This is a genomic window from Haemophilus sp. HMSC066A11 (assembly GCF_001811665.1).
Classification (GTDB): Bacteria; Pseudomonadota; Gammaproteobacteria; order Enterobacterales; family Pasteurellaceae; genus Haemophilus; species Haemophilus influenzae.
This window is the reverse complement of the sequence record NZ_KV805866.1, coordinates 343,722-356,779: the sequence shown is the minus strand read 5'-3', so window position 1 is coordinate 356,779 and position 13,058 is coordinate 343,722. Positions and strand designations below refer to the sequence as shown.

The window sequence follows — 13,058 nt, the reverse complement described above, 5'->3', positions numbered from 1 at the left end:
ATATTTGAAACTTAAAATCCAGGATTGATCGTTATCTCAAACCCTGTTACTTGCGGAAATTCTTCTTGAATTAGTGTTAATAATTCAATTTGTTTAAATAGAATCCCCTGCCGAACAATAGCATTAGACACTTCAATAAAAATTAAATGATCTGTTATGTTACCAATACGAAATTTGCCGTGAAATTCCTGTGGAAAAATGCGGTTAAATTTTTGATTGAGTTCATTGATGGCAAGGCCTTTTTTGATTATTTTGGCAAAGGGCGATTGCTCAAGCACATCCGTAATATTGACTGCTTTTTGATAACGATCAGCCTTGTTTTCCATAAAGTCTGCCCCCAGTAAATGACATTAGTTTAGATTTCCGCTACAATACACGCAATTTTCATAATAAACAACGAGACGAATGATTTCAGGCACTGTCAAACCGAATTTTTGGTTGCGATTACTTCTAAGTATCATCGCGATTTTTGCTTTGCCTAACGCACAAAGTTTTGAAAATCAAAATAATACGGAAAATTATTCCTCGAGTGTTTCCATTCAACAAGCGTTAGAAACGGTAAAAGTTGCTCGTGAAGTGCAACGACAAGCCATTCCTCAACCTTCAATTTCCCGTCAAACTGAAAAACAACTTAAAATTCAACCGCACTTTTTTACTGAAGCGTTGAATATTAGCGCGCCAATTCGAGCAGGCCCCTTGCTTATTTAATTTTTCTGTTTTTTGTGAAGAATATTGCTATTGAAATAGCGATATTTTAAAAAATTATTGTGCATGAAATAAAGTATTTCATAAGCATTTAACTATTTAACTTATATATTTAAAAAGAGAAATTATGAGCATTTTAACAAGAATTTTTGGTAGTCGTAATGAACGCGTTTTACGTAAATTAAAAAAACAAGTCGTCAAAATTAATAAAATGGAGCCTGCTTTTGAGGCATTAAGTGATGATGAATTAAAAGCAAAAACACAAGAGTTTCGTGATCGTTTAAGTGGTGGCGAAACTTTGCAACAAATTTTACCAGAAGCATTCGCAACTGTACGCGAAGCAAGTAAGCGTGTGCTTGGTATGCGCCATTTTGATGTGCAGCTTATCGGTGGGATGGTATTGACTAACCGCTGTATCGCAGAAATGCGTACTGGTGAAGGTAAAACATTAACGGCGACTTTGCCTTGTTATTTAATCGCACTTGAAGGTAAAGGCGTTCATGTTGTCACGGTGAATGATTATCTTGCTCGCCGAGATGCAGAAACCAACCGTCCGTTATTTGAATTTTTGGGTATGAGCGTAGGCGTCAATATTCCTGGGTTATCGCCAGAAGAAAAACGTGAAGCTTATGCGGCAGATATTACTTATGCAACCAATAGTGAACTTGGTTTTGATTATTTACGTGACAACTTAGCCCACTCAAAAGAAGAGCGTTTCCAACGTACTTTAGGCTATGCGTTGGTGGATGAAGTGGATTCTATCTTAATCGATGAAGCACGTACACCATTGATTATTTCAGGTCAGGCAGAAAAAAGTTCAGAGCTTTATATTGCGGTAAATAAATTGATCCCAAGTTTAATTAAACAAGAAAAAGAAGATACGGAAGAATATCAAGGAGAGGGCGATTTCACTTTAGATTTGAAATCTAAACAAGCACATTTAACCGAACGTGGTCAAGAAAAAGTAGAAGATTGGTTAATTGCACAAGGTTTAATGCCTGAGGGGGACTCTTTGTATTCTCCTAGTCGAATTGTATTGCTTCATCACGTTATGGCTGCATTGCGTGCGCACACATTGTTTGAAAAAGATGTCGATTACATTGTGAAGGACGGTGAAATCGTGATTGTTGATGAACATACTGGTCGTACAATGGCGGGGCGTCGTTGGTCAGATGGTTTGCACCAAGCCATTGAGGCAAAAGAAGGGGTGGATGTTAAGAGCGAAAACCAAACGGTTGCGTCAATTTCTTACCAAAACTACTTCCGTTTATATGAACGTCTTGCGGGTATGACGGGGACTGCGGATACCGAAGCATTTGAGTTCCAACAAATTTATGGCTTGGAAACTGTTGTAATTCCAACAAATCGTCCAATGATTCGTGATGATCGCACTGATGTGATGTTTGAAAATGAACAATATAAATTTAATGCGATTATTGAAGACATTAAAGATTGTGTAGAACGCCAGCAACCAGTATTAGTGGGTACGATTTCAGTCGAAAAATCAGAAGAATTATCTAAAGCGTTAGATAAAGCAGGTATAAAACACAATGTGTTGAATGCGAAATTCCACCAACAAGAAGCGGAAATCGTGGCAGAAGCAGGATTTCCTAGCGCAGTGACTATCGCAACGAATATGGCGGGTCGAGGTACCGATATTATTCTTGGCGGTAACTGGAAAGCGCAGGCTGCCAAATTAGAAAATCCAACTCAAGAACAAATTGAAGCCCTTAAAGCAGAGTGGGAGAAAAACCACGAAATTGTAATGAAAGCGGGTGGGTTGCATATTATCGGTACAGAGCGTCACGAATCGCGTCGTATTGATAACCAGTTGCGCGGTCGTTCTGGGCGTCAAGGTGACCCCGGTTCTTCTCGTTTCTATCTTTCTTTAGAAGATGGTTTAATGCGCATTTATTTGAATGAGGGTAAGCGCAATTTAATGCGTAAAGCGTTCACGGTAGCAGGCGAGGCAATGGAGTCGAAAATGCTGGCGAAAGTGATTGCATCTGCTCAAGCAAAAGTTGAGGCGTTCCATTTCGATGGCCGTAAAAACCTACTTGAATATGATGATGTGGCAAATGACCAACGTCACGCGATTTATGAGCAACGCAATTATTTGCTTGATAATGATGATATTTCTGAAACTATCAACGCTATTCGCCACGATGTGTTTAATGGTGTGATTGATCAATATATTCCACCACAATCTTTGGAAGAACAATGGGATATTAAAGGGCTTGAAGAACGTTTATCTCAAGAATTTGGTATGGAATTACCGATTTCTAATTGGTTAGAAGAAGATAATAATCTTCACGAAGAAAGTTTGCGCGAACGCATTGTGGAAATTGCAGAAAAGGAATACAAAGAAAAAGAGGCTTTGGTTGGCGAAGATGCTATGCACCATTTTGAAAAAGGTGTTATGTTGCAAACCTTAGATGAACTTTGGAAAGAACACTTAGCTTCGATGGATTATTTACGCCAAGGTATTCATTTACGCGGCTATGCACAAAAAGATCCAAAACAAGAATATAAAAAAGAATCTTTCCGCATGTTTACGGAAATGCTAGATTCCTTAAAACACCACGTTATCATGACTTTAACCCGTGTACGTGTGCGTACTCAAGAAGAAATGGAAGAAGCTGAACGTGCTCGTCAGGAGATGGCTACTCGTATCAATCAAAATAATTTACCTGTGGATGAAAATAGTCAGACAACTCAAAATTCAGAGACTGAAGATTATTCAGATCGTCGCATTGGTCGCAACGAACCTTGTCCTTGTGGGTCGGGTAAAAAATATAAGCATTGTCACGGCAGTCGTGTGGCACGCCAGTAATGAACAATCAAAGTGCGGTGATTTTTCACCGCACTTTTTTCATACCTCTACATTGGATAGAAAAATGGATAAAAAAATTATACAAGTTGCTGCGGGGATTATTCGTAATGAATTTGGTCAGATCTATTTAACGCAGCGTTTAGAAGGACAGGATTTTGCCCAATCTTTAGAATTTCCCGGTGGAAAAGTAGATGAGGGAGAAACCCCAGAACAGGCTTTAAAACGTGAACTGGAAGAGGAAATAGGCATTGTTGCGTTAAATGCAGAACTTTATGAACGTTTTCAATTTGAATATCCAACAAAAATCATTTCTTTTTTCTTTTATCTGGTAAATGAATGGATTGGCGAACCTTTTGGGCGAGAGGGGCAAGAAGGTTTTTGGGTTGAGCAGCGCGCATTGGATGCAGGACAGTTTCCCCCCGCAAATGCAAAATTAATTCATCGATTACTAAATGAAACTCACAATTTCATATAAAATAAATGTGGTTTAAAGTTATATTAAAAGATTTAATATGATTTATCACATATAACTTTTTAATATACTCGCCAAAATATTTGTATTTTTTGCATTATTGGAGTCATTATGTCTCAACTTGCCAATCCAGAACTGATGAAAGTCGTTATTTTACTCGCATCTAGCGTAACAATTGTGCCGTTATTTAAAAGACTCGGGTTGGGTAGCGTGCTAGGTTATTTAGTAGCAGGTTGTTTGATTGGCCCATCTGTCTTTGGCATAGTGCAAGATCCAACAGCTGTGGTACATTTAGCGGAATTAGGTGTGGTAATGTTTCTTTTTATTATCGGGCTTGAAATGTATCCAGAACGCCTTTGGGCAATGCGTAAAGCTATTTTTGGCAGAGGTTTGTTACAAGTTGGATTATGTGGTTGCTTACTCACTTTTTCGGGTATTTATTTATTAGGATTAACAAAAGAAGTATCATTTATTGCTGGTATGGGTTTCACGCTTTCCTCTACTGCTATTGTAATGCAATCACTAGAAGAAAGGGGGCTTACTTCTACGTCAAAAGGACAACGCGTAATTTCGACATTAATTTTTGAAGATATTGCTATTGTACCACTTTTGGCTTCTGTCGCTTTTCTTGCTCCCCATTCGAAAGAAGCGACACCACATACTGATTGGGTATCAATTGGTATAGCATTAAGTGCTGTTGTGGGGTTAATTGTGGCTGGAAAATGGTTAATGAACCCACTATTTCGTTTAATTTCTAAAGCACGTATTCGTGAAATGATGACAGCGGGCGCATTATTGGTCGTTTTAGGTGCTGCATTAGCAATGGAAATTGGCGGACTTTCAATGGCAATGGGCGCGTTTGTTGCTGGTGTGATGATGTCTGAATCAGCGTTTCGCCATCAGCTTGAAGCGGATATAGAACCATTTCGCGGCTTATTACTAGGATTATTTTTTATGGGCGTAGGAATGTCCTTAGATTTGCATTTAGTGTTTAATCATTGGATCTTGCTACTTGGAATTGTTTTTCTTTATATACTTGGAAAAGCCAGTGCTGTTTATATTATTGCCCGAATTACCCGTCTTGATCATCGAGAAGCCATAGGACGAATGTCTTTGATGGCACACGGTGGCGAATTTGCTTTCGTTCTTTTTTCAGCCGCAGCAACTGCGGAAGTAATCAGTAATGAAGAAAAAGCGACATTCACTGCTGCAGTGATTATTTCGATGCTTTTTTCGCCTATTATTGCTCAAATTGCTCGCAAACTTATACAGCGTACAGAGCCTAAACATCTTGATCAGCTTGATGAAAATGATCTAGACAGCATCGTGGATTTGGAAGATAACGTTTTAGTTATTGGTTTTGGACGTTTTAGTCAAATTGTCTGCCAAACATTATTGATTCGTGGAATTAGCGTTTCAGTGATTGATCGCAATATCGAAAATATCCGTGCTGCCGCAAAGTTTGGTTTTAAAGTTTATTATGGTGATGGCATTCGATTAGATGTTTTACGAGCCGCAGGAATTGAAAAGGCGAAATGTGTCGTATTAGGTATTAACGATACACAAAGAATTGAACATATTGTCAGTCAAATGAAAGAGGCTTATCCAAATTTACCGATTTTAACCCGAACTTATGACAGAAAAACAACAGTTAGTTTGATTAAGCAGGATGTAGATTTTATTGTGCGTGAAACTTTTGAATCAGCAATTACACTTAGTCGAGCAACATTGATGAAATTAGGTATTGATAAAATTGAAGCGGAAGAAATTATTAAGGAAGTACGAACATTAGATCAAGAACGGTTAAATGAAGAAGTTTTACACGGTTTTTCGAATGAAATAGTAAAAAAATATTGGACACCAAGACCATTTATTAAACCGCATCTTGACACAAAAGCATTAAATAAAGAAACAGAAGAAATTCTAAGTGAGAAAATTGAAGAAGAAATATCAAATGATCATTCATAAAATTATTTTTTATCTTTAGTGATATTTTTTATCTATAAAAATATTAAATTTTAACTTCTCGTTTAAGTATTTACTTTTGAGTGATTTAAATCACGTAAATTTTTATTTTAAGGCAATAAATGAATAATAAAATTAGTGTTTATGATAAAGATAATTTCTTTGAGCTTTATCAGAAACTCCGCGCAAATCCAATTAGCCTCAATGAAATTATCGAAAAGCCCACCATGCTTTCATTGTTGCCTAATTTAAAAGGGAAGAAATTACTCGATTTAGGCTGTGGTACGGGAGGGCATTTACAACTTTATTTAGAACGAGGGGCGGCTAAAGTAATTGGAACCGATCTTTCCGAAAAAATGCTCGAACAAGCTGAAAAAGATCTTCAAAAGTGCGGTCAATTTTCAGGGCGTTTTTCCTTATATCACTTACCAATAGAAAAATTAGCTGAGTTACCAGAAAGTCATTTCGATGTGATTACTAGCTCTTTTGCCTTTCATTATATTGAAAATTTTCCGACATTATTATCAACGATCCATGACAAACTCTCGTCTAATGGCACATTAATTTTCTCACAAGAACATCCGATAACAACCTGCCATAAAGAGGGAGAACGCTGGGAAAAAAATGACAAAAAACAGCAAGTCGCTTATCGTTTAAATCATTATCGAGAAGAGGGGAAACGCAATAGAAATTGGTTCAAACAACCTTTTCAAACCTATCATCGAACAACAGCAACAATTATCAATAATTTAATTCATGCAAGGTTTCAAATCGAGCAAATGGAAGAACCCATGCTTGCTGACCAACCGCAATGGCATAATGAATTTAAAGATTTGTCACATCGACCACCATTGTTATTTATCAAAGCAAGAAAAGTGGAGAAATAAACAAAATAAACTGGTTTTTAACCGCACTTTATGGTATAAATCGCCCCGCTGTTTTTGCCTTTCAAAAGCAGTTTTTTAATTACTAACAACACACACATATTAACAAGGCTTAATCGGGGTGCCAAACGGTCGATTAGCTGATATGTGGAGGCTCAACCCCAACAAAAGGAAAATATTATGGCACAAGTTTCAATGCGCGACATGATCAACGCAGGCGTACACTTCGGACACCAAACTCGTTACTGGAACCCACAAATGAAACCTTTCATTTTTGGTGCTCGTAACGGTGTTCACATCATCAATCTTGAAAAAACTTTACCTTTATTCAACGAAGCTTTAGCGGAATTAACTCGCATTGCTAGCAACAATGGTAAAGTATTATTCGTTGGTACAAAACGTGCAGCGTCTGAAGCAGTTCAAGCAGCAGCATTAGATTGTCAGCAATATTACGTAAACCACCGTTGGTTAGGTGGTATGTTGACTAACTGGAAAACCGTTCGTCAATCAATTAAACGTTTAAAAGATTTAGAAACCCAATCTCAAGACGGTACTTTTGATAAATTAACCAAAAAAGAAGCGTTAATGCGTAGCCGTGAGATGGAAAAACTTGAATTAAGCCTTGGCGGTATCAAAGATATGGGTGGCTTACCAGATGCATTATTCGTTATCGGTGCGGACCACGAACATATCGCTGTTAAAGAAGCAAATAACCTAGGTATTCCTGTATTTGCTATCGTTGATACTAACTCAACACCAGCTGGCGTAGATTTCGTTATCCCTGGTAACGATGATGCGACTCGTGCTATCCAACTTTACGTTTCTGCAGCTGCAGCAGCGGTTAAAGAAGGTCGTGGTAACGAAGCTCAAGTTGCTGAAGAATTAGCAGCTGACGCAGAATAATTTAAGTTTTGCAATAAGGCGAAGCCCTTAATAATCAAGCGATTAATTGGCATAGGGGCTAAAATTTAGCCCCTATATTTTTATCTAAAAGTGCGGTCAAAATAAACCGCATTTTCGACAGAGGATTTTAAAAATGGCTGAAATCACAGCATCATTAGTAAAAGAACTTCGTGACCGTACTGGCGCAGGTATGATGGAATGTAAAAAAGCATTAGTTGAAGCAAACGGTGATATTGAGTTAGCAATCGACAATATGCGTAAATCTGGTCAAGCTAAAGCAGCTAAAAAAGCAGGCCGTGTTGCAGCTGAAGGTGTTATCCTTGCTCGTGTAGAAAATGGTTTCGGTGTATTAGTTGAAATGAACTGTGAAACTGACTTCGTAGCAAAAGATGCAGGTTTCTTAGGTTTAGCAAACGAAGTGGCTGATTTCGCAGCAGCAAACAAAGGTACCACTATCGAAGCATTACAAGCGCAATTTGAAGAAAAACGTGCTGCATTAGTTGCTAAAATCGGTGAGAACATGAATATCCGTCGTGTTGCTTACTTAGATGGTCAAGTAATTGCACAATACTTACACGGTGCAAAAATTGGCGTATTAGTTGCGGGCGAAGGTTCTGATGATGAACTGAAAAAAGTAGCAATGCACGTAGCTGCATCTAAACCTGAATTCGTGAACCCAGAAGATGTGTCTGCTGAAGTGGTTGAACACGAACGCCAAATCCAAATCGATATTGCGATCAACTCTGGTAAACCAAAAGAAATCGCAGAGAAAATGGTTGAAGGTCGTATGAAGAAATTCACTGGTGAAGTTTCATTAACAGGTCAAGCATTTGTAATGGATCCTTCTGTATCTGTAGGGGATTTCTTAAAATCAGTAAATACTTCTGTTTCTAACTTCATTCGTTTAGAAGTAGGCGAAGGTATTGAGAAAAAAGAAGAAGATTTTGCTGCTGAAGTTGCAAAAATCACTGGCGGTAACGCATAATTCTTTAACGATAAAAAATGTATGCTTGTAAGCCCAATTTAAAGTTGGGCTTATTTATTTTTAAAAGAATTTCAACTTATTTCGTTAAGTAAATTTTATACACATAAAAATCTGCATTTTAATCAGTTATTAAACTTGTAAAATGCAGATTAAATGATGGGGTATCAATTAAGAAATTTTCTTTTCTAACGCTTTTAAACGTTTATTTATTCCATCAATACCTAATGTTAGAGCTGCCGTTTTACGCCACTCTTTATTCGTTTGCAATGGAATACCAGAGGAATATACGCCAGGCTCTGTAATTGGGCGCATAACCATTCCCATTCCAGTAATGGTTACTTTATCGCAAATTTCCATATGACCATTAATCACACTTGCACCACCAATTAAGCAATAGCGACCAACAGTTAAGCTACCTGCCATAATAACGCCACCCGCAACCGCTGTACCAGTGCCAATATGAACATTATGCGCAATTTGACAAAGGTTATCGATAATAACGTTATCTTCAATAATCGTGGCATCTAATGCGCCTCTGTCAATACAGGTATTCGCACCAATTTCCACATTATTACCAATTATTACTTGCCCTACTTGTGGAATTTTAATCCAACGACCACGATCATTTGCATAACCAAAACCATCACTACCGATAACTGTTCCTGATTGAATTAAGCAATTAGCTCCAATCTCAACGTTATGGTAAACAGTGACATTAGCCCAGAGCTGAGTGCCTGAACCTATCTTGGTATTTTTACCAACAAAGCAATTTGCACCAATGATCACGTTATCACCTAGTACAACACCTTCTTCAATCACTGCGTTCGCACCAATAGATACATTTTCGCCCAATAAAACACCATCAAAAATGACCGCACTTTTTGCGATTCCTTGTGCCGCTTTTGGCGTGCTATCCATATATTGCGCTAAAATTGCGTAAGCCACATAAGGATCTTTAACAATAAGTAAATTGCTTTCTGGAGAACAGTGTTCAACATCCTCTTCAGAAACAACCAAAATCCCTGCTTTAGAATCTTTCAATAATGCACGAAATTTTACGTTAGAAATAAAAGTGAGTTGATTTGATTGGGCTTTATCGAGAGGAGCGATATTCTCAACAACAACATCGGCGTTACCGCGAACGGTAGCGCCGATTTGAGTTGCCAATTCTTGTAAAGAATAGGATTTTTGCATTATGAGAACCTATTATTTTTTCTCTTGTGCTTTTTCAGAAGCAGGAATAGATTTTAATACTTCTTCAGTAATATCTTTACCCTCTACCGCAAATACAACTGAATTTGCATCAAGCACATAAGTATAACCTTTTGCTTTTGCTAAATTATTTGTCGCAGTTTGAATGCTATTTAATAATTTACCACGTTCTTCAGCTTGACGTTTTTCATTTTGAGCTTGGAATTCTTGAACTTTTTTATCTTGTTCTTGCATTAATTTTTGTAATTCAGCATCTTCAGCCGCACCTAATTTATTAATTTCCTCTTGGCGTTTTTGAATATCAGCTTGACGTAAGCGAGGTGCATCTTTTTCTAAAGCCGCAACTTTTGCTTCTACTTTTTTACGAGCAGCAGCAATTTTATCATCAACTTCTTTTTTGCTTGCTGCTAATTTCTCAGCTACAGGTTTAAATTCAGCATCAAGTTTATCTGCTACCGCTTGGCGATCTGGGTGATGTTGAAAAATATAACCTGCATTAATGAAAGCAATTTTTTCTTCAGCGGAAGCATAGCCTGAAGCAAGTGCAATACCTAAAGCAAGTGCGGTTACTTTTGCGATGTTTTTCATTTGATAAATATCCTTAATTAAATGATGGGTTTAATATTTTCTCTGCCCAATTAAATTAGGCAGAGAACGTTGTTTTTGAGTTCTGATGAAGAAAAAAGTTCAATTTATTAGAAAGAACCTCCAATACTAAATTGGAACTGTTCGACATCATCATTTTCATATTTTTTAATTGGTTTGGCATAAGAGAATACCAATGGCCCAATAGGGGATTGCCATTGGAATCCGACACCTGTAGAGGCACGAATACGGCTTGATTTGCCATAATCGGGTAAGCTTTTCAATACATTGTTATCTAACCCACTCTTATCCGATTTCCATTTAGTATTCCAAACACTTGCCGCATCAACAAATAAGGAAGTTCGGACTGTGTTCTGCCCCTTATCGCTCACAAACGGTGTTGGTACAATAAGTTCTGCACTCGCAGTTGTGATTGCATTACCACCAATCACATCAGAACTTATCTTATTAAAATCACCATTACCATTACCGCTACCATTTTGAGCGGCATAAATTGCATTAGGCCCAATACTACCATAAGCAAAACCGCGTAATGAACCAATGCCACCCGCTGTATAAGTTTGATAGAACGGTAAACGCTTGTTTCCAAAACCATTTGCATATCCTGCAGATGCTTTTGCAGATACAACCCAGAGGTGATCTCTGTCTAATGGGTAGAAACCCTGTACGTCTGCACTTAGTTTGTAGTATTTGTTATCAGAACCTGGAATAGTAACTCGTCCACCAAGACTTGCTTTAACCCCTTTAGTTGGGAAATAGCCTCTATTAAGGCTGTTATAGTTCCAACCAAAAGAAAAATCAAAGTCATTTGTTTTAATGCCATTACCTTTAAATTTCATTGATTGAATATATAAATTACGGTTATATTCTAGAGCAAAGTTACTAATTTTATTATAGGTATGACCTAATCCTACATAATAGGAGTTATTTTCATTTACAGGGAAACCTAAAGTAACATTACTTCCATAAGTCGTACGCTTATAGTTAGAGGATGTATCACTTTTAGAGTTATCGTAGTTTTCAAAGAAAACATTTCCACCAAGACTTACACCATCTTTAGTAAAATAGGGCTCGGTATAACCCAAATTGACACTCGTACCATAATCATTTTTCGTACCAGCTATACTTACAGCAGCCCCTGTTCCCAAGAAATTATCTTGTTTAACACTTGCTTGATAACTAATACCACTCTCTGTACCGTAACCAATACCAAAGTTGATACTACCCGTGTTACGTTCTTTGACTTTATATACGACATCCACTTCATCATTACTACCATTGATAGGATCAATTCGGTTTTCGACTGTTTCGAAGAAACCTGTACGATCTAAGCGAATTTTTCCTAACTCAACTAATTGTGAATTATACCAAGTTCCTTCTTGTTGGCGCATTTCCTGACGTAAAGTGCTATCAGCAGAAACGGTATTTCCTTCAAAGCGAAGTTGGCGAACAGTTAAACGTCGTCCAGCATCAACAACAAAGGTTATCGCTAATGTTTTATTTGCATCATCAAAATCAGGTACTGAATTTACCGTTGTGCTACCGTAACCGCGTTCTCCAAGTTTTGCTTTAATTGCATTTTCTACATCTGCAATATCACTACGGCGGAAAGTATCATTTAAATGTAATGCTGAAAGTAAAGGTTCAAGCTCGGCAGACATACCTCCTAGATTACCTATAATGCGTGCACTACGAAGGTCATACTGTAAACCTTCATTTACATCAATGGTTACATTAACTTTTGTTTTTTCATCATTTAGCTGAACATCCGTTTTAGTGATTTGTGCTTTGGCATAGCCATTATTTAAATAATAATCACGAATTGCCTGCAAATCTTTCTCGAATTGCGCACCTTCAAATTTATTTCCCCATAATTTCCACCAAGAATCAGGTTGTAATTCCATTTGTTCTTGTAATGTACTGCTACTAACAGATTCGTTCCCCTTGAAAGTTAATGATGCCAATTTTGCTTTATCATCTTCATTGATTTGAATTAAAATTTCAGCACGATTATTTGGTAGCGTATTGACAATAGGTTCAACTGTTGCGTTATAGCGACCTACACTTGCATAGTGCTCTTTTACACTTTTGGCAAATTCATTTAATTTTTCTCGAATTAAAACATCGCCAACTTTAAATCCGTTAGCGTCTAAGTTTTGTTTAAGTGCTTCAGTGGGAATAACAGAGTTACCTTTGATTTTAACATCTGAAATGATCGATTTAGCCACAACGCTAACAACAAGAACATCGCCTTCTTGATGCGCTTTCACATCATCGAATCGACCACTTACGAATAAAGAGCGGACAATATTAGCCACATCATTGTCAGTCACACGCTGACCAGCACGAACAGGTAAACTTGCTCGGATTTGTTGTTCTAAGTCACCTTGAACACCATCCACACGAATATCTTTTGCCACAAAAGGTGCGGCAAACACAGTCGTTGTCGTACCGAATAATAAACTTGCGATTAGAAGTTTTTTCATCGATTGT

The 13,058-nt window shown here is 37.5% G+C and carries 11 protein-coding genes; 7 read left to right on the top strand and 4 right to left on the bottom strand.

Translation table 11 applies throughout. The features are described 5' to 3' along the window. Window positions 1-11: 11 nt before the first annotated feature. The gene (locus tag HMPREF2813_RS04685; protein ID WP_005686159.1) at window positions 12-326 is read right to left on the bottom strand and encodes a DUF721 domain-containing protein; all 315 of its coding nucleotides are present in this window, start codon (window positions 324-326) and stop codon (window positions 12-14) included. Window positions 327-405: 79 nt separating this feature from the next. On the opposite strand from HMPREF2813_RS04685, the gene secM reads away from it, so the two are divergent. The 7 genes from secM to tsf all read left to right on the top strand — a co-directional run bounded on the left by secM (window position 406) and on the right by tsf (window position 8,747). Next, entirely contained in the window at window positions 406-708 is a 303-nt protein-coding gene (gene secM / locus HMPREF2813_RS04680; RefSeq protein WP_005686162.1) for a secA translation cis-regulator SecM, read from the top strand. 124 nt (window positions 709-832) lie between these two features. Then, entirely contained in the window at window positions 833-3,538 is a 2,706-nt protein-coding gene (gene secA / locus HMPREF2813_RS04675) for a preprotein translocase subunit SecA (protein WP_005686163.1), read from the top strand. A gap of 64 nt (window positions 3,539-3,602) precedes the next feature. Then, window positions 3,603-4,013: an 8-oxo-dGTP diphosphatase MutT gene (gene mutT, locus HMPREF2813_RS04670; protein ID WP_005655844.1), complete on the top strand. Its 411-nt coding sequence runs from the start codon at window positions 3,603-3,605 to the stop codon at window positions 4,011-4,013. Window positions 4,014-4,121: 108 nt separating this feature from the next. Continuing rightward, complete coding sequence (locus HMPREF2813_RS04665; protein ID WP_005663631.1) at window positions 4,122-5,978, top strand: monovalent cation:proton antiporter-2 (CPA2) family protein; 1,857 nt, start codon at window positions 4,122-4,124, stop codon at window positions 5,976-5,978. Window positions 5,979-6,097: 119 nt separating this feature from the next. Next, window positions 6,098-6,862 (top strand): class I SAM-dependent methyltransferase, encoded by a 765-nt coding sequence (locus HMPREF2813_RS04660; protein ID WP_005666039.1) that lies wholly within the window; start codon window positions 6,098-6,100, stop codon window positions 6,860-6,862. Between the two features lie 177 nt (window positions 6,863-7,039). Beyond that, complete coding sequence (rpsB, locus tag HMPREF2813_RS04655) at window positions 7,040-7,762, top strand: 30S ribosomal protein S2 (RefSeq protein WP_005645552.1); 723 nt, start codon at window positions 7,040-7,042, stop codon at window positions 7,760-7,762. Between the two features lie 133 nt (window positions 7,763-7,895). After that, window positions 7,896-8,747 carry a translation elongation factor Ts gene (gene tsf / locus HMPREF2813_RS04650; RefSeq protein WP_005686173.1) on the top strand — a complete coding sequence of 284 codons (852 nt, stop codon included), beginning with the start codon at window positions 7,896-7,898 and terminating at the stop codon, window positions 8,745-8,747. Window positions 8,748-8,915: 168 nt separating this feature from the next. Here tsf and lpxD read toward each other — a convergent pair whose 3' ends face one another. The 3 genes from lpxD to bamA form a co-directional block, all read right to left on the bottom strand. Then, window positions 8,916-9,941, bottom strand: coding sequence for a UDP-3-O-(3-hydroxymyristoyl)glucosamine N-acyltransferase (gene lpxD / locus HMPREF2813_RS04645; RefSeq protein ID WP_011272285.1), 1,026 nt, complete (start codon window positions 9,939-9,941; stop codon window positions 8,916-8,918). A gap of 12 nt (window positions 9,942-9,953) precedes the next feature. Beyond that, the gene (locus HMPREF2813_RS04640; protein ID WP_005655852.1) at window positions 9,954-10,547 is read right to left on the bottom strand and encodes an OmpH/Skp family outer membrane protein; all 594 of its coding nucleotides are present in this window, start codon (window positions 10,545-10,547) and stop codon (window positions 9,954-9,956) included. A gap of 107 nt (window positions 10,548-10,654) precedes the next feature. Beyond that, window positions 10,655-13,051, bottom strand: a complete 2,397-nt coding sequence (bamA, locus tag HMPREF2813_RS04635) for an outer membrane protein assembly factor BamA (RefSeq protein ID WP_014551016.1) — start codon at window positions 13,049-13,051, stop codon at window positions 10,655-10,657. Window positions 13,052-13,058: the final 7 nt, after the last annotated feature.